Source organism: Micromonospora sp. WMMA1949 (assembly GCF_027460145.1).
Lineage (GTDB): Bacteria > Actinomycetota > Actinomycetes > Mycobacteriales > Micromonosporaceae > Micromonospora.
Map to the genome: position 1 here is coordinate 2,666,112 of NZ_JAPZBG010000001.1, position 22,517 is coordinate 2,688,628.

The following is a 22,517-nucleotide window of genomic DNA, read 5'->3' on the forward strand; positions in this document are numbered from 1 at the left end:
GCCGGCCCCGGGAGACCAGCGGACCCCCGACGGTCCGGCCGAGCGAGTACGGAGATGAGACCCGTGACCGAGACCAGCATCCCCAGCGCCGACCAGTCCCTGGACGAGGAGACCCCCGTTACCGCCGCCACCGAGACCGAGGACGCCCCGGGCGAGGCTCGGGAGAAGAAGGCCCCGGCCGACAGCGACCTGTTCCGGCAGAGCGAGATCGCCGCCGACTACGTCGAGGGCCTGCTGGACATCCTCGACTACGACGGCGACATCGACGAGCTGGTCTCCGGTGGCCGCCCCGTTGTCGAGGTGGTCGGTGGCCGGCTCCAGAACCTGGTCGGCCAGCGCGGCGCGACCCTGGAGGCGCTCCAGGAACTGACCCGGCTGGCCGTGTTCCGTCAGACCGGTACGCCGAGCCGCCTGCTGCTCGACGTCGGCGGCTACCGTGCCGCCCGGCGCAAGGAACTGGCCGCCGTGGCGAAGAACGCGGTCGAGAAGGTCAAGGAGCACGGCGAGCCGGTGCGCCTGGAGCCGATGTCCGCGTTCGAGCGCAAGTGCGTGCACGACGTGGTGAACGCGATGAGCGGGGTGGAGAGCGAGTCGGAGGGCGTCGAGCCCAACCGCCGCATCGTCGTCCGGCCGGTGGCGGACTGAGGTCCGTGATCTCCGACGAGACGACGGCAGGAGCCGTGACCGGCCCGGGCGGTACGCCGCCCGGGCCGTCGGCTGTGCGCCCCGACCCCACTGTCGACCCGGTCTTCTCCGACGACGACGGACCGGCCGACCCGGCGTACCCGGGAAGCGCCGTGACCGACCCCGGAGAGCCCGCCTTCTCCGCCGAGCCGACGGTGGTGACCGGGATCGAGCCCGCCGATCCGGCGGCCGACGTGACCCCCGCCTTCTCCGGTGAGCAGGCGGCGGACGAGACGCCCGCCGCTCCGGCCGTGGCGGCCGACCCGGTCTTCGCGGAGCCGTCGGAGGAACCACCGTCCCTCGTGGACGGTGCCGGGGCGCCCGACCCGGCGACGGCGACGCTGCCGCCCGAGCTGGCGGAGGCCGCACGCGCGCTGTTCGGTGACCGGCTCGACCTGGCCGCCGCGTACGCCGAACTGCTCGCCACCGACGGCGTGGTCCGCGGCCTGATCGGCCCCCGCGAGACGCCGCGACTCTGGGAGCGGCACCTGCTCAACTGCGCGGTGGTGGCGGAACGGGTCCCGGAAGGGGCCCGCGTGATAGACGTCGGCTCCGGTGCGGGGCTACCCGGCCTGGTGCTGGCGATCGCGCGTCCCGACCTCACCGTGACGCTCGTGGAGCCGCTGGCTCGGCGGACCGCCTTCCTGATCGAGGCGATCCAGCGCCTCGGCCTGACGCGGGACGTGCGTGTGTTCCGTGGCCGGGCCGAAGAGGCGGCGGCCGGCTCGCGCGACCGGGAACCGCTCAACGCCGACATCGTGACGGCCCGCGCGGTGGCGCCGCTGGACCGGCTCGCCTCCTGGTGCCTGCCGCTGGTGGTTCCCGGCGGCCGTCTGGTGGCGCTCAAGGGCGCGTCGGCCGCCGACGAGATCACCGAGCACTCCGAGGCCGTGATCCGCCTGGGCGGCGGGACGCCGGAACTGCACCGCTGCGGCGAAGGGGTGATCGAACCCCCGGCGACGGTGGTCGAGGTGGTCCGGGAGCGTGTGGTCAACCCGCGCCGTCCGAAGAAGCCGAAGCGGTCGCGTGGCGGTCGCCGTCGCGGCGACCGCTGAGGCGGTACGCCATTCCGCACGCCCGATCCGGTCGTTGGACCGGTGGGCGTGACGTGATCGATCACAACCCGACATGGACCCACCGCGCCCGTCGGCCGTAGGCTGACCGCGCGTCGATAGTGTGGAACGGCGGTGCCGGGCGGCACCCGAACCCGATGGTTCCCGCCGATCCGACGGCGCCGTGCGAGGCGCGGACGCGATTCGACGGGTGCGGACCGACCATCCGGAGCGGGTAGGGATGACAGGTGCATGACGACGGCAGGTACGACGATCCACGGTTGACCGGACCAGGAGGGCAGCCCTCCGCCGACCCCGTTTCACGTGAAACCAACGACCAGGAGTGGACGGTGAACGAGTCCGGCGAGCCGTCCTCCCCGTACCCGGCCCGGCCGTCGAAGCGACGGGAGTCGTCGGCCGGCGGGCCCGTGCGGCCCGTCTCGTCGGTGCCGGCGAACGTACCGCCGGCCCGTGATCCGCTCGACCCGGCCGACGGCCCGGTGAACGCGCCGACCCCGCGCCCGCCCGCGGTGCGGGCGAACGCCGCGGTGCCCACTCGCTACGAACCCCAGCCGCCCGTCTCGGCCGTGCCGCATCAGGCCGTCCCCGAGGTGACGGTGGCGCCGTCCGACACGCCACAGGCCGACGGGTACGGGGACGAGGTAGACGCCAGCACGTACGTTTCACGTGAAACCCCGACGCGCGAAGAGGATGATCCACCGTTGGCTATGGAGGCGATGCGCGCCGTGCAGATCCTGAATCCCAGTGGCGAGGTCACCATGCCCCGCCCCGACCGGACCCGGGTGATGTGCGTCGCCAACCAGAAGGGCGGCGTGGGCAAGACGACCACCACCGTGAACCTCGCCGTGGCGCTCGCGCTGCACGGCAACCGGGTGCTCGTGGTCGACCTTGACCCCCAGGGCAACGCCTCCACCGGTCTGAACGTCCCGCACCACACGGGCGTGCCCGACGTGTACGACTGCCTGATCGACAGCGTGCCGCTCGAGGAGGTCGCCCAGGCGGTCGAGGGCATCCCGAACCTGTGGTGCGTACCTGCGACCATCGACCTGGCCGGCGCCGAGATCGAGCTGGTCTCCGTGGTGGCCCGGGAGTCCCGCCTGGCGCGGGCCATCGCCGCGTACCCGGGGCACTTCGACTACGTCTTCATAGACTGCCCGCCGTCGCTCGGCCTGCTCACCGTCAACGCGCTCGTGGCCGCGCAGGAGGTGCTGATTCCGATCCAGTGCGAGTACTACGCGCTGGAGGGCCTCAACCAGCTCATAAACAACATCAACCTGGTCCGGCAGCACCTCAACCCGAAGCTCGAGGTCTCCACGATCCTGCTCACCATGTACGACAGGCGTACCCGGCTGGCGGACGCGGTGGAGCAGGACGTCCGGAACCACTTCGGGGACAAGGTCCTCCAGGCCGTCATCCCGCGCAACGTGCGTGTCTCCGAGGCGCCGAGCTACGGCCAGTCGGTGATGACCTACGATCCCGGTTCGCGGGGAGCCACGAGTTACTTCGAGGCCGCCCAGGAGATCGCGGAGCGAGGCGTCAAGGAGCCGGTGAGCCGGAATGCGTAGTGCGGAGATGTCGCTGGGAGGCGTCGCATGAAGAACCGTCCCCGCGGCGGACTGGGCCGAGGGCTCGGTGCCCTCATCCCCACCGGACCGGTACCGGGCGCCGAACCGGCGGCCGCTGAGCCGGAGTCGTCGGCCGCAGCCGTGTCGCCGTCGGCGCCGGTCGCCGATGCGACAGCCGCCATCACCGGCAGCGTCGGAAGTAGCCCGCTGCCGGCCGCAGAGCCCGAGCCGTATCTGAGCCCGGTGCCCGGCGCCCGCTTCGCGGAGATCCCGGTCGACGCCATCGTGCCGAACCCGAAGCAGCCGCGGCACGTCTTCGACGAGGAGGCGCTGGAGGAGCTGAAGACCTCGATCCAGGAGGTCGGCTTCCTCCAGCCGATCGTGGTCCGCCAGCTCGACCCCGAGAAGTTCGAACTCGTGATGGGCGAGCGGCGCTGGCGTGCCGCCCAGGCGGTCGGGCGGGAGACGATCCCCGCCATCGTCCGGGACACCAAGGACGACGCGATGCTCCGGGACGCGCTCCTGGAGAACATCCACCGCGCCAACCTCAACCCGCTCGAAGAGGCGGCGGCGTACCAGCAACTGCTCGAGGAGTTCGGCGCCACGCACGAGGAACTGGCCCGGCGGATCGGGCGCAGCCGCCCGCAGATCTCCAACACCATCCGGCTGATGAACCTGCCGCCCGCCGTGCAGCGCCGGGTCGCCGCCGGCGTGCTCTCCGCCGGTCACGCCCGGGCGCTGCTCAGCCTCGACAACGCCGAGGCGCAGGAGGCCCTCGCGGAGCGGATTGTCCGCGAGGGCATCACGGTCCGCGGCGCCGAGGAATTGGTGCACCTGGCGCTCGCCGAGGAACCGGCGAAGGCCGCAGCCGCCAAGCGCCGGCCGAAGCCGCACGCCCCGGCCCTCACCGATCTCGCGGACCGGCTCTCCGACCGCTTCGACACCCGGGTGAAGGTCGACATCGGCCGCAGCAAGGGCAAGATCACGATCGAGTTCGCCACCGTGGACGACCTGGAACGGATCGTCGGCATCATCGGCGTGGGCCAGGACGGTCAGCCCGAGGCGTAGTCCGCTCCTCCGATCTGCCATCCGGCCGCACCGCTCGACGAGGGGTGCGGCCGGATTCGTGTCCGGGCACTCTCGGCGCTGCACGAGTCGGTCGAAGGGTGGCGGGTCGATTCCCGCTTGCATCGGCCGACGGCGGCAGGCTCCCTGCCGTGGTTTCACGTGAAACGTGGTGACGGCCGGTTGACGGTGGACCGGCCCTGCGGGGATCCGGCTCGGCAGCGGGCCGTGCCGTTGAAAGCAGGCGGGGCATGTGCGCCCGTGTCCGTCGCCCCATGGGATGGAAGTCAGGGCGGCTCTCTATCGGATTTCCCAGAGGTCGTCCGCCGGTCCACGCAGTTGCCGGTTGGTGGTCGGCTGACTCGGTCCGATCCGGTGTGTGGCCGCCTGCGCAGGCTGCCCTTCAGGACTGTCGGAAACCGAGCCCGCCGTCCGAGAACCGAACCGTAGGACCGTCGACCCGCTCCCCGGTTGGGGGTTCGGACCCGCTTTCAGAACCGTGGCGGCATGCCGCTCCGGCCACCCCTCCTCGACGGCCAAGCTCAGGTTCGGGCCCTTCCCTGCCGAGGCGGGGCCGTCCGGGTGCCGGGCGTGGCCTGGACGTCGGATCCGGGCGGTCTGGACCGCGTTCCGGAACGGGCGCGGCCTGACCTCGGAGCCGGCCCGAGGTGGGGCACGGGAATTCGGAACGGGCGCCGCGCGGACCGGCTCGGCGGGGCGGCCGGACCCTGGATAGTGCCGGCGCCGGATCGGGCCGCGCTCGCCGTGTGGCTCGGCGGTGTCAGCGCCGGGTCGAGCCGGGCTCGCCGTGTGGCTTGGTCGGTGTGAGCGCCGGGGCGCGACCGGGCTCGCCGTGTGCCTTGACGGTGTCATCGCCGGATCGGGGCGCGGGCTCGCTGTGTGGCTCGGCCGCGCCACGCCGGGTCGGGGATCCCGCTCGTCGTGCTCGGCCGTGCCGATGCCGGGTTGGGACCCGCTCGCCGGCCTGACCGTGTTAGCGCCGGCTCGGGATCCCGCTCGTCGTGCTCGACCGTGCCGATGCCGGGTCGAGACCCCGCTCGCCTGCCCGACCGTGCCAGCGCCAGCTCGAGACCCCGCTCGCCGCCTGACCGTGCCAGCGCCGAGTCGAGACCCCGCTCGCCGCTTCTTGACCGCTGGCCGACGCCGCGCCAGCCGCCAGAGGTCCATGCGGGTGAGCCGGGCGCGTGGCCAATGAAAGGTCGCCGCACACGCACCGCCTGGGCGCACCCGCCGGAGCCTCCCGGGGCAACCGAGGAACCAGGCTGCCGAGTCGAAGCTGCCCACTCCTGGGGCGTGGGAATGCGGCCCATCCCGGACATCTCCCGCGCCGACGGCCAGCCGGCTCCTCGCGCCGTTTCACGTGAAACGGCGCCTCCTGACCGACCGACGCCGGTCACCCGGGCTCGGAGCAGTGCGGGACAGGCTCCGAGGAACGCGGGTCGATCAGTCGGCGACGCCCGGACCCGCCGGATCGCCGTCCGGGACGAGGCGGCCCGCACCGGGCCGGGAGGTGCCCCTCGGTCCGTACCCCCGTTTCACGTGAAACAGGCACCAGAGGAGCCGCCGACACCCGGTGCGGATCGGCCGCCGGATCGTTGAGAGAACGGGCACCGAGCCACCCGAGGTTATCCACAGCGGTTGTCCACAGGCGCTCCTCGTTTCACGTGAAACAAAGCGCGGAAACCCTTGCTGAGCAGTGCATGACGCGCTGTGCTGGTGATCTCGGCAGCCTGTGGACAACGCGGTGGACAACCTGTGCGCGGCACATGGAACAGGTAGGGACAGGCGTCGCCAACTCGGTTAGGGTCAGCGTCGTGCCGGACACCCCTCCCTCAGTTCCAGACTTCACCCAGTGGCCGTCCTTCCCCTTCGAGGGCGATCTTCGTGTCAAGCAGCTCGACGACCCCGTACCGTTCGAACCTCCCCGCCGTGGCGAGGCGGACCGGGAGTGCACCGCCTGCAACGCGCCCGACGAGGCGTACATCTGGGTCGGTGAGCGGTGGCGCGTCCGCGCCATGGACCGGCCCACCGGCCTGCCGATGGTCCTGATCCTGGAGTCCCGCTCCCACCTGGATCTGGGCGACCTGCCGAACCTGCTCGCCGCCGAGCTGGGCGTGATGACCGTTCGCCTGGAGCGGGCCGTCCGCTCGCTCGACGGGGTGGCCCGCGTCCACGTGAACCGGTGGGGCGACGGGTCGGCGCACCTGCACCTGTGGTTCCTGGCCCGGCCGTATGGGCGGCTGCAACTGCGGGGCACATTCCTGTCGCTGTGGGACTCGATCCTGCCCCCGATCTCCGAGGAGCAGTGGCGGGAGAACCTGGCCATGGTGGCCGCGTGGCTCGCCGAGTTCGGTGGCCGCCCGCTGGCCGAGCCGCCGCGCATCCAGTGGCAGGCGCCGTCGAGTCTCTCGTCGCCCTCGCCCGAGATCGCCGCTGAGGAGCCCGAGGAGGAATCCGTATCGGTGATCGAGGCTGCGGACGAGATCCCGGAGTCCGACGCGGCAGCGGACCTCTCAGACCCCTCTGCGGGCCCGTCGGAGCCCGACCCGGCGCCGGAGGCCGGCGAGCTGCCGCAGAGCGGCCAGGCCGACGCACAGGACAGCGCGCCGAGCGACGCGGCGATCAGTGCCCAGGGCGGCACGCCGAACGGCGGGCCGGACGACAGCCCGGCGGACGCGACGGCCGGCGAGGACCAGGGCGAGCGGGAGAACGTCCCGGGCGCGGCGCGTACCCCGGAGAGCTGAGGTCAGCGGCGGGCGGCGGCCCGGGTCACGAGCGTGCCGAGGACCCGGCCGAAGTCCAGCCCGGCGGCCTGGATCGCCAGCGGCAGGAGCGACGTCTCGGTCATGCCCGGTGAGACGTTGACCTCCAGCACGTGCGGGTCGCCCCCGGCGTCGACGATCAGGTCGACCCGGGACACGTCGCGCAGCCCGAGCGCGGTGTGCGCGGCGAGCGCCACCTCGGTCACCCGGGCGGTGGTCGCGGCGTCGAGCCGGGCGGGCGCGTGCCAGGTGGTGCGCCCGGCGGTGTAGCGGGCCGCGTAGTCGTAGACGCCGTTGCGCGGCACGATCTCGACCGGGGGCAGGGCCTGCGGGCCCTTGCCGAGGTCGAGCACGGAGACCGCCACGTCCATCCCGGGGACGTAGCGCTCCACGAGCGCGGTCTGGTCGTACGCGAAACAACCCACCATCGCGGCCGGCAGCGACGCCGCCTCCCGGACCACGGCGGCGCCCAGTCCGGAACCGCCCTGCGCGGGCTTGACCATCAGCGGCAGCCCGAGGCGCTCGACGATCCGGTCCAGGACGGCCACGGCGCCCAGCTCGGAGAAGCGGTCGTGCGGCAGCGCCACCCAGTCGGGCGTCGGGATGCCCGCCTCACGCAGCACCGCCTTCGCGGACGGCTTGTCCCAGGCGAGGCGGGACGACCGGGCGTCGCAGCCGACGTAGGGCACGTCCCAGAGGTCGAGGACGCCGCGCAGCGAGCCGTCCTCGCCGGTGGCGCCGTGCAGGGCGATCACCACCGCGTCCGGCGGGTCGGCGGTCAGGGCGGGCAGCAGCGCCACGTCCGCGTCGCGCAGTTCCGCCTCGACGCCCACCGCGCGCAGCGCGTCGAGCACCCGGCGGCCCGACCGCAAGGAGACGTCCCGTTCGTAGGAGAGGCCGCCCGCGAGTACGAGCACGTGCAGCTCGTCGTCGGCGGCGGATCCGGTCACGGGAGGCGGTGCGGCAGGGCTGTCGGACATGCGGGCATCATGCCAAGTCGGGGCCGGGCGCGTCCGAGCCGCCCTGGCGACGGCGGGGTCCGGCACCGCCGACCGCGCCGAAGACCTTGCGCATGGCGATCTCCTGCTCCATCACCCCGGCCAGCCGGCGGACACCCTCGCGGATCCGTTCCGGCGTGGGGAAGGAGAAGTTCAGCCGCATGTTCCCGGCGCCGGTGCCGTCGGCGTAGAAGCCGGTCCCCGGCACGTACGCGACCCGGGCGGCCACGGCCCGCGGCATCATCGCCTTGGAGTCGAGCCCGTCGGGCAGCGTCGCCCAGACGAACAGCCCGCCCTGCGGCCTGGTCCAGGTGGTGCCCTCGGGCATCAGGTCGGCCATCGCGTCGAGCAGCGCGTCCCGGCGCTCGCGGTAGACCTCGCGGTAGACCTTGAGCTGCTGCCGCCACGGCATGGTGCCGAGGTACGTCGAGACGGCCGACTGCGCGTAGGCGCTCGGGCAGAGGATCTGCGCCTCGCTGGCGATGACCAGCTTGTCGCGGACCGCGTGCGGGGCCAGGATCCAGCCCACCCGCAGGCCCGGCGCGAACGTCTTGGAGAACGTGCTCAGGTAGAAGACCCCGTCGCGCCGCCGGGCCCGCAGCGGCCGGGGCGCCTCACCCTCAAAACCGAGCTGACCGTACGGGTCGTCCTCCACCACCAGCAGCCCGGCGCGCTCGCAGATGTCGAGCACCCGTTCGCGCCGTTCCTCGCTCAGCGTCACGCCGGCCGGGTTCTGGTAGGTGGGGATGGTGTAGAGGAACTTCACCCGGCGGCCGGCCCGGGCCAGGTCGGCGATGGCCACCTCCAGCGCCTCCGGGATGAGCCCTTCGTCGTCCATCGGCACGTGGGCCACCTGGGCCTGGGCGGCCTGGAACACCCCGAGCGCGCCGACGTACGTCGGGCCTTCGGCGAGCACCACGTCACCCGGGTCCAGGAAGAGACGGGCCACCAGGTCGAGGGCCTGCTGGCCGCCGACCGTCACCACGACGTCCTCCGGGGAGGCGCCGCAGGAGGCGTCGATCCCGGACAGGGACATCACCTCGCAGATCCGCTCGCGCAGCTCCGGGGTGCCCTGGCCGATGCCGTACTGCAGGGTGGTGGCGCCGTGCTCGGAGCCGAGCCGGCCGAGCATCTCGCCGACCGCGTCCAGCGGCAGCGCCGCGATGTACGGTGCCCCACCGGCGAGCGAGACGACCTCCGGCCGGCTGGCCACCGCGAAGAGTGCCCGGATCTCCGAGGCGGTCATCCCGCGGACGCGCCGGGCGTACCGGTCGGTGTAGTCGTCGAGCGTCGTGCCGGTCATGGACATCACCTCGATCGGGTGTCGGCGGGGCTGCCGCCCGGTGTGGTACCCGCGATGCCGACATCCATTGGCGGCGGGGGCCGGTTGGTCGATCGTAGTCCCCGGTGACGGTAGCGGCACCGGCCGTGTGGACACGTCCACATCCCGGACCCGCCACTCGGCCGTCCGGGCGGGGGTTCGCGCGTTCCCTCCCGTACCGCCGGACAGGGGCGTACGATCGCTCGTCGGGAGCAGGAGGGCGCGGGAGGAACCGGCGCTCCGAGCCTATTGGTGGGGTGCGCTCATGTCGCGACGTCTGGTCAGCCTGACCCTGGACACGCTGGAGGACCTGCCTCGATCCTGCCGGCAGTGCGTCTACTGGGAGCTGGATCCGGTCTCCGCCGAGCGGGCCTGCGCGGCAGGTGACCCGGGCCTGGAGAAGGAGGCGTGGGTCTCCCAGACGCTGCTGGAGTGGGGTTCCTGCGGCAAGCTCGTCTACGTCGACGGCATGCCGGCCGGTTTCGTCATGTACGCCCCGCCGGCGTACGTCCCGCGCTCGATGGCGTTTCCCACCTCGCCGGTCTCGGCGGACGCGGCGCTGCTGATGACCGCGCACGTGGTGCCCGCCTTCGCCGACGGCGGGCTGGGCCGGATGCTGGTGCAGGGCGTGGCCCGCGACCTGACCAAGCGCGGCATCAAGGCGATCGAGGCGTTCGGCGACGCGAAGTTCGGCGACGACGCGGACGACCCGGCCCGCGCCTGCGTGGCACCCGCGGACTTCTTCCTCTCGGTGGGCTTCAAGACGGTCCGGCCGCACCCGCGCTACCCGCGCCTGCGCCTGGAGTTGCGGACGGCGCTGAGCTGGAAGTCGGACGTCGAGTACGCGCTGGAGAAGCTGCTCGGCTCGATGAGCCCGGAGACGCTGCTGCGGCCGGTCCGCCCGGCGCCCGCCACCCGCTCAACGAGCTGAGCCGCGGCTCAGTCGACCACGGTGCCGGCGGCGACGATCGCCCGCAGTTCGCTCACGTCGATCGACCCGGTCGGCACGTCCCGCTCGATCGGCAGGTACATCCGCTGCACCCCGGCCACGATGGCCTCGACCACCCGGTCCCGGAAACGCGGGTCGACGAGACGCGCCCGGTCGTCCGGCGAGGTGAGGTAGCCGACCTCGACGCGTACCGCGGGCATCCGGGTGAGCCGGAGCAACTCCCACGCCTTGGCGTGGGTACGGCAGTCACGCAGCCCGGTGCGGGCCACGATCTCCCGCTGCACCAGCCCGGCCAGACGCTCGCCGGTCGCGGACGTGACGCCGTTGTCGGTGCCGTAGTGGTACGTGGCGACCCCCTCGGCCTCCGGGTTGGCGTGCCCGTCGGTGTGCAGCGAGATGAACACGTCGGCGCCGAGGGAGTTGGCGAGCTGGGCCCGGTCCGCGTCCGGCAGGCAGTCGCCCGGCGACGGACCCCGGGTGAGCTGTACCCGTACGCCGGCGGCGGCGAGCCGCCCCTCCAACCGGCTGGCGAGGTCGTGCACGAGGTCCGCCTCGCTCCAGCGCAGCGTGCCGTCGGGCACCACCACTCCCGGGTCGGTGCCTCCGTGCCCCGGGTCGATCACCACGGTCCGGCCGACGAGCGTGGGACCGGCCTGCCGGATGGCGTCGGACTCGCGCAGCCACTGCGGGCGGCCACCGACCACCTTGCGGCCGAGGCGGCGCAACGCGTTGACGGTGTGCGGCCCGCACGAGCCGTCCGGTTTGAGGCCCATCTCCCGCTGGAACTGCGCCACCGCGCGGGAGGTGCGGATGCCATAGATGGCGTCGGCGCGGCCCACGTCGTACCCCATCTCCAGCAGGCGTTCCTGGAGAGAGCGGACGTCCTCGCCGGTCAGCGGCTCGGGTACGGCGTGGTAGAGCGCGCGGGCGCCGAACCGCCAGCGGGCCGCGTCGAGCGCCCGCCAGGTCTCGGCACCGACCCGCCCGTCGACGCTGAGGCCGCGGGACTGCTGGAAGGCCCGTACCGCGCGTTCGGTCTGGGCGTCGTAGTCGTCGCCTCCGGCCTCGGCGGGGAGAAGTTCCAGGCCGGCGAGGACGGTACGGATCTCGGCCACCGCCGGTCCCTGGTCACCGGGTCGGATCGGACGCACGACGACCCCCTCTGCACGGACGTTGGCGGACCGGAACTCCGACGGAATGCTTACGGAGCGTACCGTGGCCGATACCCAACGGGTTCGTGTTCATGCAGGTCAGGCAAGCCGCAACCCCCGCCACCGGTTGTGGTGACGGGGGTTGCGGCGGTGTCGGTACGGCTCAGAGCGCCGACTCGATGAGCTTGACCAGCTCGCCCTTCGGCTTGGCGCCGGCGATCGACTGCACCGGCTGGCCGTTCTTGAAGATGGTCAGCGTCGGCACCGACATCACCCGGTAGGCGCGGGCCGTCTCCGGGTTCTCGTCGATGTTGAGCTTGACGATGGTGACCTGGTCCTTCATCTCGCCGGCGATCTCCTCCAGCAGCGGCGAGACCTTGCGGCAGGGGCCGCACCACTCCGCCCAGAAGTCGACCAGCACCGGCTTGTCGGACTGCAGCACGTCACTGACGAAGCTGGCGTCCGTGACCGCCTTGGTTGCTCCCACTATGAACTCTCCTCCTCCGAACCTTGCTCGTGGAACTCTCAGCCCTGGATGGTGGCGATGAACCGCTCGGCGTCCAGCGCGGCGGCGCAGCCGGTGCCGGCCGCCGTGATGGCCTGCCGGTAGGTGTGGTCGACGACGTCACCCGCCGCGAACACACCGGGCACGCTGGTACGGGTGCTGGGGGCCTCCACCTTCACGTACCCCTCGTCGTCCAGCTCCACCTGGCCGCGGAACAGCTCGCTGCGCGGGTCGTGCCCGATCGCCACGAACACGCCCGTGACGTCGAGCACCTTGCTCTCGCCGGTGTGCACGTTGCGCACCCGTACGCCGTTGACCTTGCCGTCGTCGCCGAGGATCTCCTCGACCACGGAGTTCCACTCGACCTTGATCTTCTCGTTGCCCAGCGCCCGGTCCGCCATGATCTTGCTGGCGCGGAACGAGTCGCGGCGGTGGATGATCGTCACCGACTCGGCGAAGCGGGTGAGGAAGCTCGCCTCCTCCATCGCCGAGTCGCCGCCGCCGACCACCACGATGTGCTGGTTGCGGAAGAAGAAGCCGTCACAGGTGGCGCAGGACGACACGCCGTGGCCCAGGTATTCCTGCTCGCCCGGCACTCCCAGCGGACGCCAGGCCGAGCCGGTGGAGAGGATGACGGCGCGGGCGCGGTACGCGGTCTCGCCCACCCACACGGTGCTCACCGCGTCGGACCCGATCTCGCCGGTGTCCTTCAGCTCGACCCGCGTCACGTCGTCGGTGAGGAACTCGGCGCCGAAACGCTCGGCCTGCTTGCGCATGTTGTCCATCAGCTCGGGGCCGAGGATGCCGTCGGCGAAGCCGGGGAAGTTCTCCACCTCGGTGGTGGTCATCAGCGCGCCACCCGACTGCACGCCCTCGATCACCAAGGGCTTCAGGTTGGCGCGGGCCGCGTAGACCGCCGCCGTGTAGCCGGCCGGACCGGAGCCGATGATGATCAGGTTGCGGACCTCGTCCACTGCCGTCTCCCGATGTGTGTGTTCGTCACCGGCCGCACCGATGTCGATCCCGAGTGCCGACGGCTCTGGGGGCGCCGGCGCCTGACTTGCAGAACGTCATCGTACGAAGCGGGGATTCCCGAGCCGGTCATCCGGTGGGTCAGGTCACGTGACGGGACAAGCGTCGTGACCGCGTTTTCACCCTACCCGCGTCCGGAACCGCGTGTCCGCGCCGGACCCGGGTACCCCGCACTCCGGCCCGCTCACCCAGCCCCAGCGGGCGCCGGTCGCGTCCGCGAACGTCACCACGAGCGCCGGAGTGCCCTGGTAGCGGGCGTAGTCGACCATGGTCACGGTGAGCGGCCCGGCGCCGTGTTCGGCGCCGATCGCGGTCAGGCACGCGGCGAGCGTCTCCGGCCGGGCCAGCCGGTCCAGTCCGCCGGCGGCGCCGAGGCGCTGACTGTCCATGGACAGGGGCGTCTCCGCGCCGTCCTTCGCCGCGCCGGACGGCCCGGGCATGTCGCCCGTGCTCGACTTCGTCCCGGCGAGTGCCCCGCCCGCGGCGAGGCGCTCCGGCGTCCAGTCGGTACCGCTGCGCACTGCCGGTCCGGTGGTCCGGTACGGCGCGGCGGCCATCGGTGCCGCCTCCCCGCCCGCCCGGTCGGCGGTGCTGACGCCGCCGTCGCCCGAGTCGGCCATCCGGCCCACGCCGAGCCCCACCGCGGCGACCGAGGCCGCGGCCAGCGCCACCGGCCCGGCGATGCGGGCCCAGCGCCGAGGGCGGCGACCGGGTCCGCTGTGCCGGTCGGGACGGGGGGCAGTACCGGGTGGCCGGCTCGCGCCGCCGGGCTGCGCCGGTACGACCGGCGTACCGTCGCGCAGCGCGGGACCGGCCCCGGCGAGCGCCGCGGTGATCCGGTCGGCCACCGCCTGCGGCATCTCCGGCGCGGGGTCCGCGGCCCAGGCGGCCAGATCCGCGCCGACCAGGCCGACCGCGTCGGCGAGATCCTCGTACGCGGCACGCCACGCCGGGTCCTGCTCGACCAGCCGCGCCACGGTGGCCTGCTCGGGGGTGCCGTCCAGCGCCCCGCCGAGGTAGTCGGCGAGCAGGTCGTGGTCGACCTCGCTGAACTCCCGGGAAGTCACGGCTCCTCCTGGCTGACGGCCTGACGGGACGATCCCGACGAGGATCCGACGCCCTCGGGGCGCCTACGGTTCCCGGAGGTGAGCCGCGGCACGTCGCCGGCCGGGGCGTCGGTGCCGGTCCGCAGGTGCCCGAGAAGCACGGCGAGGCGGGCCCGCCCACGGGCGCACCGGCTCTTGACTGTTCCCTCGGCGACGCCGAGCATGGCGGCGACCTCGGCCACCGGATAGCCCTGCACGTCGACCAGGACCAGCGCGGCCCGCTGTTCGGCGGGCAGTGCCTCGAGCGCCTGCCGGACCACGAGCGCGGTGTCGTGGTCGCGCGCGGGCGCGGCCGGTTCCGGACCGCCGGTGTGCCGGCCCGGTTCGCCGTCGGTGTGCACCCCGTCGGGCAGCGGGACGGTGGCGTGGGTCTGCCGCCGCCGGATCCGGTCCAGGCAGGCGTTCACCACGATGCGGTGCAGCCAGGTGGTGACCGCCGAGTCGCCCCGGAATCGGGCCGCCGCGCGGTGCGCCGACAGCATGGCGTCCTGGAGGGCGTCGGCGGCCTCCTCACGGTCGCCGATCGTCCGCAGCGCGACCGCCCAGAGGCGGTCCCGGTGCCGCTGGAACAGCTCGGTGAAGGCATCCCGGTCGCCGGCCGCGTGCGCCCGCAGCAGCTCCAGGTCGGAGCGGCCGGGACGCGTGCCGTCGCGGTCCGCCATCACCACATCCGGCGGCGGTGGCGCGGCGGGGACGGCGGCCGGGTCACGAGCCCTGGACCACGATCTCCTGGACGCCGAGCTTCCAGGTGTTGCCGTTGTCCTTCACCGGCAGCTTGGTGATCCAGAACAGCAGGTACTGGTACTTCTGGTCCGGCTCGAAGGCGTTGAAGATCATCTTTGTGCCGCCGTCCTCGTTCGCCGGCCCGATCATCGTCGAGTAGGCGTTGACGAGCTGCTTGTCACCGGAGGACGTGGACGGGAAGTCGCCGCGGGTGCCGGCGCGCAACTCGACGGTGGCGCCGGTGGCCGAGAGCGTGGCCTCCAACTGCTTGACCGAGTGCGGGGCGCCCAGGTCGATCCAGACGCCCATGCCCTTCTTGATGCCGCCGAACTTGGCGTTCGTCCGGTAGGTGTTGGTCTCCCAGCCCTCGTCGTCGTCCCCGTCGATGACCTTCTCGGCGTTGCGCACCTCGGCGCGGTCGCCGTCCGGGTCGATGATCCGTACGGCCTCGATGGTGAGCTTGCGGACCTGCGCGGCGGGTTCGGTCCCGCCCCCGGTCGCCGGCGCGCTGTTCGACGGCTGGGCGACCGGCTCCTTGTCGCCGTCGTCGCCACCACCGAGCGCGTTGATGCCGATGAGCAGCCCGACCAGGGCCACCGCCAGCAGGCCGGCGATGCCGATGGCGACCTTGCGGCCGCCGGCCGCGGCCAGCGGGGAGGGCTCCTCGCCGGGGTCGGCGGCGAAGCGCAGCGGGCCGGCCTGCTCCAGGAACTGCTCGTCCGCCGGGATGTCGAGCCGGCTCAACTCGGCGGCCAGCACGTCCGACGACGGCGGGGGGATCTCCGAGTCGAGCAGATCCATGGTGAGGTCGTCGAGGTAGGCCGGCACACCGGCGCGCATCTGCCGGGGCGCGGCGATGGCACCGCCGGCGTCCCGTACGGCGTCCGGCAGGGCGGCGCGGCCGTGCCCGGCGGTGGCGCCGTGCAGCGGAGCCTCGCCGTGCGGCCAGTGCCCGGTGAGGGCGAAGTAGAGCACCCCGCCGACCGCCCGCAGGTCGTTCTCCTGGCTGTCCGCCCCGTCGGTACGCGCGTCGGCGAGCACCACCCGGCCGTCGTCGCTGATCATGACGGTGCCGGGGTGGAGGTTGCCGTGCACCATGCCGGTGGCGTGCACGGCGGCGAGGGCACTGGCGACGGCGTTGCCGATCGCGGTGGCCCGGGCCGGGTCCAGCGGCCCGTCGGCGGCCACCATCTCGCGCAGCGACTGCCCGTCGACCCACTCGCGGACCACGTAGGCGCGGTCGTCCTCGTCGATCGCGTCGTAGACGCCGACCAGGTTGGGGTGGATGACGCGGCTCGCGGCGACCGCGGCCTGGAGCATCTCGGTGGCGGAGTCGCCACCCGGGTAGCGGAGGACCACGGCGACGGGACGGCGGAGCACCACGTCGACACCGCGCCAGACCAGCCGGCCCGCGCTGTCGTTGTTGATGTGCTCGACCAGTTCGTACCGCTCGGCGAGCAGCTCACCGACCGTGGGAGCACCGAAGGTCACGACCGCAGGAGAGGTCTCCTCCGCTTCCTGACCCTCGCCGACCTGGGTCACCCGTCCTCCCTCGGTGATCGCGTCGATCGATGGACCCGTGCTGCTGGGCATGTGGCTTCCCGCTCTGCCTTCGGTGGAACGGCCGCGGTGTCGACACCCGCGTCGATCCCGGTCGTACCCGTCGAGAGCGACCTTACCCGGGATGCCCGGTTCTCCGACATGTCATCTTCCCGCTGTGACCGGCCGGAAGGCCAGTCGCCGCGGGCCCCGGCCGGGTCACCCGCCCACCCGGCGGGCGAGCCGGACACGCACCGCCAATCTAGAGGTTGACGGCAAGGAGGCGGCACAGGGGCGTACCGGCGCGGCGGCGGGGAGGTTTTCCCCGCCCCGGCCTGCGCTCCCTCGTCCGTACGGTTGGTTGTCCACAGGCCGAGAGGCCCAGTGGACGGGGAAATTCCAAGTTATCCACAGCCGTATCCCCAGCCTGGTGATCCTCGTTCACCGTCGGTCACCGAGGCGGTCAACGCCCGAGGCGCCGCCGGACCATCCCGACCACCTCGGTGATCTCGCCGATCCGCAGCACCATCGCGAGCCCGAGGTAGGTCGCGCCGATCGCCGCTCCGCCGATCACCAACTGGACCGCGGCGGCGAGCCAGCTCAGGTCCGCCGGGTCACCGGGGAGCACCGCTACCACGAGCAGGCCGACCAGCGCGGCGCCGAGCGCCGCCACGACCACCCGGCCGAGCGTCCGCATGATCCCGCCGAGCCCGATCCGGCCCACCCGGGGCCGCAGCAGCATCGCCGAGATGATCGCCGCCGCCAGGTACGACACGGCGTTGCCGAGCATCATCCCGGCCGCCGCGAACGTGTTCGAGAAGATCAGGAACAGGCCCACCTGGAGCAGGACGCGCAGCGCCACCACCGGAATGTTGATCAGAGCCGGGGTACGGGTGTCCGGCAGCGCGTAGAACGCGAAGGTGAACAGCTGGCTGACCGCGAACGGCACCAGGCCGATCGCCGCCACCAGCAGCACCGTCGAGGTGGCCACCGCGTTGTCGCCGGTGAACGCGCCGTACCGGAACACCACCACCGAGATCGGGGCGGCCAGCACCGCGTAGCAGACCGCGATGGGCGCGAGCACCGCGGTGACCATCCGGGTGCCCCGGGACAGGTCGGCGGTGACGTCGTGGAAGCGGTTCTCGGCCGCGGCCGCGCTCATCCGCGGCATCAGCGCGGTGATGATCGAGACGGCGATGATGCCGTGCGCCATCATCAGCAGCAGGAAGACGTTGTTGTAGATCAGCAGGCCGGCGTTCTCGCCGTCCCCGCCGGTGGCCCGGTTGAGCAGGTTGACCACCACGAAGAGGCCGAGCTGGTTGACCGCGACGTAGCAGAACATCCAGGCGCCGAGCCGGGCCAGCTCGCGCAGCCCCAGCTCGCGGAAGTCGAACCGTGCCTTCCACCGGAAGCCGACCTTGCGCAGCGCGGGCAGCAGGCCGATCGCCTGCACCGCCACGCCCAGCAGGGTGCCGCCGCCGACCAGCAGGATCCGGTCCCAGCCCACCTCGCCGGGCGGCAGCGCCTTCGCGCTGTAGACGACGATGTACAGGCCGAACGTGCAGATGGACACGATGTTGTTGAGGATCGGCGCCCACATGGGGGCGGCGAAGTGCCCTCGGGTGTTCAGCACCGCGGCGATCAGCGCGCTGATGCCGGTGAAGAACAGCATCGGCAGCATCAGGTACGACAGCCGGGTGACGAGCGTGGTGTACGCCGGGTCGTCGCTGCCGGCCGCGTACAGGGCGGTCAGTACCGGCGCCAGCACCACAGCGATCAGCGCGGTGGCGGCGAGGGCCAGCACCGCGAGGGTCAGCAGGCGCTGCGCGTACGCCTCGCCCCGGTCCGCGTCGATCTTGCGCCGGCGGACCAGCACCGGCACCAGGACGCTCGTCAGCACGCCGCCGAGCAGGAACTCGTAGACCTGGTTGGGCAGGAACTGCGCGGTGGTGAACGCGTCGCCGACCATGGTGCCGAGCGCGGCGCCGATCATCAGGTTGCGGATGAACCCCGTACCCCGGCTCACCAGGCTGCCGATGGCCATCACCGCGCTGTTCGCCGCGGCGCTGGTCTCGGCGACCACCTCCTGCGGCGGCGCGACGGCCTCGACGCCGGGCTGGTTCAGCGGCTCGGCGGAGATGAAGGTGGCGCCGTCGTCCGGCGGCAGGCCGCCGCCGTGGGCGTTCGCGCTGCGGTAGAGCCCGCCGCTCATCTACCAGCCTCCAAGGGGTACGTGGCAAACCGGGCCCGGCCGGCCCCGCCCAACCGGAACCTTAGTCAACCCGGGCCCGTTACCCGCGCCCGGCGCGGTCGATCCACCTCCGGCCCGATAGGCTGGCGATCCCATGTCCGAAGCCTCCGCCTCCCACGCCGCCGACCGCCGCGAACTGACCGCCGCGCAGCGCAACGCCGTCGCCGAACTGCTCCGAGTCTCGCCGGTCGCCGACGAGCTGGGCCGGCGCTTCGCCCGGGCCGGTCACGAACTGCACCTGGTGGGCGGATCCGTCCGCGACGCGCTGCTCGGCCGGCTCGGCAACGACCTCGACTTCTGCACCGACGCCCACCCGGACGACACCATCAAGGTCATTCGCGGCTGGGCGGAGTCGATCTGGGAGACCGGACGCGAGTTCGGCACCATCGCCTGCCAGCGCGACGGCCTCAACCTGGAGATCACCACGTTCCGCGCGGAGGTCTACGACCAGGTCAGCCGCAACCCGGTGGTGCAGTACGGCACGAGCCTGACCGAAGACCTCAAGCGCCGCGACTTCACCGTCAACGCGATGGCGGTCAGCCTTCCCGACCACCGGTTCACCGACCCGTACGGCGGGCTGGCCGACCTGGCCGCCAAGATCATTCGTACCCCCGGGACGCCGCAGGAGTCGTTCCGCGACGACCCCCTGCGGATGCTGCGCGCGGCCCGGTTCGCCGCCCAGCTCCGCTTCGCCGTCCACCCGGACGTCCGCGCGGCGATGACCGAGATGGCCACGGACCTGGACCGGATCACGGCCGAGCGGATCCGGGACGAGTTCACCAAGCTGCTCTGCGGCGCCGACCCGATCACCGGGCTGCGCCTGCTCGTCGACACCGGGCTGGCCGAGCGCTTCCTGCCCGAGCTGACCGGCCTGAAGCTCACCATCGACGAGCACGCCCAGCACAAGGACGTCTACGAGCACACGCTCACAGTGGTCAGCAACGCCATGTCGCTGGAGTCCGACGGCTGCGACTTCGTGCTGCGGATGGCCGCGCTCATGCACGACGTCGGCAAGCCGGCCACCAAGGCGGTCGGCGCGGACGGCCGGGTCAGCTTCCACCACCACGAGGTGGTCGGCGCCCGGCTGACCAAGAACCGGATGAAGGCGATGCGCTACTCCAAGGAGATCACCTCCCAGGTGGTCAAGCTGGTCGGGCTGCACCTGCGCTTCTACGGGTACGGCCGGGGCGAGTGGACCGACTCGGCGGTGCGCCGGTACGTCACCGACGCCGGTGACCTGCTGTCCCGGCTGCACAAGCTGACCCGGTCCGACTGCACCACCCGCAACCGGCGCAAGGCCGCGCAGCTCGCGGCCGACTACGACGCGCTGGAGGAGCGGATCGCCCGGATCGCCGCCGAGGAGGACCTGGCCCGGGTACGGCCCGACCTGGACGGCAACGCGATCATGGAGCTGCTCGGCGTACCGCCGGGGCCGGTGGTCGGTCGCGCCTGGCAGTACCTCAAGGAGTTGCGCCTGGAGCGCGGGCCGCTGGACCGCGACGAGGCCGAGGCGGAGCTGCTGCGCTGGGCGCGCGACGAGGGCATCACCGGCTGAGACCGGCGTCCTTGATCTGACGACGATACGGCGGCGTGTCGACCGAACGGGTGACCCGTTCCGGTCGATGTCTCCCGCATGATGAGTCATCGGCAGCCGCCGAATCGACAGATGCGGCTGGTCCGATCTCATCCGCCCGTCCGCTCCGGACGGTCGCTTGACACGGGGAGTCAATTCATGACACGTCACGGCGGCCTGCGCCGCTCCGCGCTGGTGGGGATCGCCCTCACCAGCGCCACCTCCATCCTCTGCGCCACAGTCGCCGGGCCGGCCCTCGCCGACCCGAAGCGACCGTCGGTCCGCGGCGCCGGCACGGCCGAGGCGGTGCCCGGCCGGTACATCGTGGTCCTCAAGAAGGGCAAGACCCCTCCGGCCAAGGTGAAGTCCGCCGCGTCCGCGCTGGCCGGCGAGCACGGCGGCACCGTCCGCCGGGTCTTCGGCAAGGCGCTGAACGGCTACTCGGCCACCATGGACGCCCGGCAGGCCGCGCGGCTCGCCGCCGACCCGGACGTCGAGTACGTCCAGCAGGTCCAGCGCTGGAGCACCGCCGGCACCCAGACCACCCCGCCGTGGGGCCTGGACCGGATCGACCAGCTCAAGACCCGGACCGACGGCAAGTACACCTACCCGGCCACCGGCGCCGGGGTGACCGCGTACGTGATCGACACCGGCATCGACATCGACCACCAGGACTTCGACGGGCGGGCCCGCAACGGCTACGACGCGGTCGAGCAGGACAACGTCGCGCAGGACTGCGACGGGCACGGCACCCACGTGGCGGGCACTATCGGCGGCACGACGTACGGCGTCGCCAAGGGCGTCGACCTGGTCGCCGTCCGGGTGCTCAACTGCGACGGCGCGGGCGACACCGAGCAGGTGATCGCCGGCATCGAGTGGGTCACCGCCAACGCCACCGGGCCGTCCGTGGCGAACATGAGCCTCGGCGTCGACCGGGTCGACCAGGCCGTGAACGACGCGGTCACCCGCTCGATCGCCTCCGGCATCACCTACGCGGTCGCCGCCGGCAACAGCATGCAGGACGCCTGCGCCTCCTCCCCGGCGAGCGTGCCCGCCGCCATCACCGTCGGCGCCACCGACCGGGTCGACATGCGCGCCTGGTTCTCCAACTACGGCCGCTGCCTGGACCTGTTCGCCCCCGGCACCGGCATCGTCTCGGCCAAGGCCGGCACCAGCGCCGGCACCGAGTCGATGAGCGGCACGTCGATGGCGTCCCCGCACGTGGCGGGCGCCGCCGCACTGCTGCTGGAGGAGCACCCGGGCTGGTCGCCGCAGCAGGTGCGGGACTCGGTCGTGACCACCGGCATCGGCGGCGCGGTGCACGACATCATGGGCTCCACCGACCGGCTGCTGCACATCGGCTCGGCCGTGACGGCGCGCGGCTCGTACGGGCTCAAGGCCCGGGTCAACGGCCGGTACGTCACCGCGGAGAGTGCCGGGACGAAGCCGCTGATCGCCCGGGGCACCGCCATCGGCGCCTGGGAGAAGTACGACGTGGTCGACGCCGGCGGAGGGCTGTTCGGCCTGCGGGCGCGGGTCACGAACAAGTTCGTCACGGCGGAGAGTGCCGGCGCGAAGCCGCTGATCGCCCGCGCGGCCACCATCGGCGCCTGGGAGAAGTTCCAGATCATCGACAACACCGACGGCACGATCAGCCTGAAGGCGGCGATCAACGGCAGGTACGTCACCGCGCCGAGCGCCACCTCCCCGCTGATCGCGAGCAAGACCGCGATCGGCACCGCCGAGAAGTTCGACTTCGACGCACCGGCGCCGCTCGTGAGCATCAAGTCGGTGGCCAGCGGCAAGTTCGTGACGGCGGAGAGCGCCGGGGCGAAGCCGCTGATCGCCCGCGCGGCGACGGTCGGCGCCTGGGAGAAGTACGAGCTGGTGAACGTCGGCGACGGTTTCGGCACCTTCGGCCTGAAGGCCCAGATCAACGGCAAGTTCGTGACGGCGGAGAGCGCCGGGGCGAAGCCGCTGATCGCCCGGGGCGCCTCGATCGGCGCGTGGGAGGGGATGTCGTTCCTCGACTACAACGCCGACGGCTCGGTCTACCTGTACGCGAACATCAACGAGAAGGCGGTCACCGCCGGCAGCGCCGGCACCAGCCAGCTCATCGCCGGCCGGACCATCGACTGGAACAGCCCGACCCTCGGTCTGGGTGCCGGCGAGAAGTTCGTCGTCGCCGTGCTCTGACCC

The 22,517-nt window shown here is 72.5% G+C and carries 17 protein-coding genes; 8 read left to right on the plus strand and 9 right to left on the minus strand.

Annotated features, from left to right (window positions below; genetic code table 11):
* Positions 1-54: 54 nt before the first annotated feature.
* The 5 genes from O7607_RS12615 to O7607_RS12635 all read left to right on the plus strand — a co-directional run bounded on the left by O7607_RS12615 (position 55) and on the right by O7607_RS12635 (position 7,152).
* Positions 55-645 (plus strand): Jag family protein, encoded by a 591-nt coding sequence (locus tag O7607_RS12615; protein WP_269703336.1) that lies wholly within the window; start codon positions 55-57, stop codon positions 643-645.
* Between the two features lie 341 nt (positions 646-986).
* A complete protein-coding gene (rsmG, locus tag O7607_RS12620; protein ID WP_442929524.1) occupies positions 987-1,739 on the plus strand; it encodes a 16S rRNA (guanine(527)-N(7))-methyltransferase RsmG in 753 nt (250 codons plus the stop codon).
* A gap of 245 nt (positions 1,740-1,984) precedes the next feature.
* Entirely contained in the window at positions 1,985-3,322 is a 1,338-nt protein-coding gene (locus tag O7607_RS12625) for a ParA family protein (RefSeq protein ID WP_269703338.1), read from the plus strand.
* 27 nt (positions 3,323-3,349) lie between these two features.
* Entirely contained in the window at positions 3,350-4,390 is a 1,041-nt protein-coding gene (locus O7607_RS12630; protein WP_269703340.1) for a ParB/RepB/Spo0J family partition protein, read from the plus strand.
* Positions 4,391-6,222: 1,832 nt separating this feature from the next.
* Positions 6,223-7,152 (plus strand): hypothetical protein, encoded by a 930-nt coding sequence (locus O7607_RS12635; protein ID WP_269703341.1) that lies wholly within the window; start codon positions 6,223-6,225, stop codon positions 7,150-7,152.
* Positions 7,153-7,154: 2 nt separating this feature from the next.
* Here the strand turns inward: O7607_RS12635 and O7607_RS12640 are convergent, their stop codons facing one another.
* A complete protein-coding gene (locus tag O7607_RS12640) occupies positions 7,155-8,150 on the minus strand; it encodes a D-alanine--D-alanine ligase family protein (RefSeq protein ID WP_269703343.1) in 996 nt (331 codons plus the stop codon).
* A gap of 7 nt (positions 8,151-8,157) precedes the next feature.
* Entirely contained in the window at positions 8,158-9,471 is a 1,314-nt protein-coding gene (locus O7607_RS12645; RefSeq protein ID WP_269703345.1) for an aminotransferase-like domain-containing protein, read from the minus strand.
* A gap of 283 nt (positions 9,472-9,754) precedes the next feature.
* On the opposite strand from O7607_RS12645, the gene O7607_RS12650 reads away from it, so the two are divergent.
* Positions 9,755-10,420, plus strand: a complete 666-nt coding sequence (locus O7607_RS12650) for a GNAT family N-acetyltransferase (RefSeq protein WP_120572526.1) — start codon at positions 9,755-9,757, stop codon at positions 10,418-10,420.
* A gap of 8 nt (positions 10,421-10,428) precedes the next feature.
* Here O7607_RS12650 and O7607_RS12655 read toward each other — a convergent pair whose 3' ends face one another.
* From O7607_RS12655 to murJ, 7 genes are all read right to left on the minus strand, one after another.
* A complete protein-coding gene (locus O7607_RS12655) occupies positions 10,429-11,589 on the minus strand; it encodes an N-acetylmuramoyl-L-alanine amidase (RefSeq protein WP_120574075.1) in 1,161 nt (386 codons plus the stop codon).
* Positions 11,590-11,752: 163 nt separating this feature from the next.
* Positions 11,753-12,076 (minus strand): thioredoxin, encoded by a 324-nt coding sequence (gene trxA, locus O7607_RS12660; RefSeq protein ID WP_013289375.1) that lies wholly within the window; start codon positions 12,074-12,076, stop codon positions 11,753-11,755.
* Between the two features lie 38 nt (positions 12,077-12,114).
* Positions 12,115-13,068, minus strand: a complete 954-nt coding sequence (trxB, locus tag O7607_RS12665; RefSeq protein WP_030499494.1) for a thioredoxin-disulfide reductase — start codon at positions 13,066-13,068, stop codon at positions 12,115-12,117.
* Between the two features lie 177 nt (positions 13,069-13,245).
* Complete coding sequence (locus O7607_RS12670) at positions 13,246-14,193, minus strand: hypothetical protein (RefSeq protein ID WP_269703349.1); 948 nt, start codon at positions 14,191-14,193, stop codon at positions 13,246-13,248.
* Positions 14,190-14,894, minus strand: coding sequence for an RNA polymerase sigma factor SigM (gene sigM, locus O7607_RS12675; protein WP_269703350.1), 705 nt, complete (start codon positions 14,892-14,894; stop codon positions 14,190-14,192). The genes O7607_RS12670 and sigM overlap by 4 nt, the downstream gene beginning before the upstream one ends.
* 43 nt (positions 14,895-14,937) lie before the next feature.
* Positions 14,938-16,548, minus strand: coding sequence for a protein kinase family protein (locus tag O7607_RS12680; RefSeq protein ID WP_269703353.1), 1,611 nt, complete (start codon positions 16,546-16,548; stop codon positions 14,938-14,940).
* A 409-nt stretch (positions 16,549-16,957) separates the two neighbouring features.
* Entirely contained in the window at positions 16,958-18,706 is a 1,749-nt protein-coding gene (gene murJ, locus O7607_RS12685; RefSeq protein ID WP_269703354.1) for a murein biosynthesis integral membrane protein MurJ, read from the minus strand.
* Positions 18,707-18,839: 133 nt separating this feature from the next.
* On the opposite strand from murJ, the gene O7607_RS12690 reads away from it, so the two are divergent.
* Positions 18,840-20,300 (plus strand): CCA tRNA nucleotidyltransferase, encoded by a 1,461-nt coding sequence (locus O7607_RS12690; RefSeq protein WP_269703355.1) that lies wholly within the window; start codon positions 18,840-18,842, stop codon positions 20,298-20,300.
* Positions 20,301-20,477: 177 nt separating this feature from the next.
* Positions 20,478-22,514 carry a S8 family serine peptidase gene (locus tag O7607_RS12695; RefSeq protein ID WP_269703357.1) on the plus strand — a complete coding sequence of 679 codons (2,037 nt, stop codon included), beginning with the start codon at positions 20,478-20,480 and terminating at the stop codon, positions 22,512-22,514.
* Positions 22,515-22,517 lie beyond the last annotated feature (3 nt).

Excerpts from the sequence above, each read along its gene's own strand:
- O7607_RS12640 (WP_269703343.1), bottom strand. The coding sequence starts at position 8,150 with ATGTCCGACAGCCCTGCCGCACCGCCTCCCGTGACCGGATCCGCCGCC.
- murJ (WP_269703354.1), bottom strand. The coding sequence starts at position 18,706 with ATGAGCGGCGGGCTCTACCGCAGCGCGAACGCCCACGGCGGCGGCCTG.
- O7607_RS12650 (WP_120572526.1), top strand. The coding sequence starts at position 9,755 with ATGTCGCGACGTCTGGTCAGCCTGACCCTGGACACGCTGGAGGACCTG.
- sigM (WP_269703350.1), bottom strand. The coding sequence starts at position 14,894 with ATGGCGGACCGCGACGGCACGCGTCCCGGCCGCTCCGACCTGGAGCTG.
- O7607_RS12615 (WP_269703336.1), top strand. The coding sequence starts at position 55 with ATGAGACCCGTGACCGAGACCAGCATCCCCAGCGCCGACCAGTCCCTG.
- O7607_RS12680 (WP_269703353.1), bottom strand. The coding sequence starts at position 16,548 with ATGCCCAGCAGCACGGGTCCATCGATCGACGCGATCACCGAGGGAGGA.
- O7607_RS12630 (WP_269703340.1), top strand. The coding sequence starts at position 3,350 with ATGAAGAACCGTCCCCGCGGCGGACTGGGCCGAGGGCTCGGTGCCCTC.
- O7607_RS12690 (WP_269703355.1), top strand. The coding sequence starts at position 18,840 with ATGTCCGAAGCCTCCGCCTCCCACGCCGCCGACCGCCGCGAACTGACC.
- O7607_RS12645 (WP_269703345.1), bottom strand. The coding sequence starts at position 9,471 with ATGACCGGCACGACGCTCGACGACTACACCGACCGGTACGCCCGGCGC.
- O7607_RS12695 (WP_269703357.1), top strand. The coding sequence starts at position 20,478 with ATGACACGTCACGGCGGCCTGCGCCGCTCCGCGCTGGTGGGGATCGCC.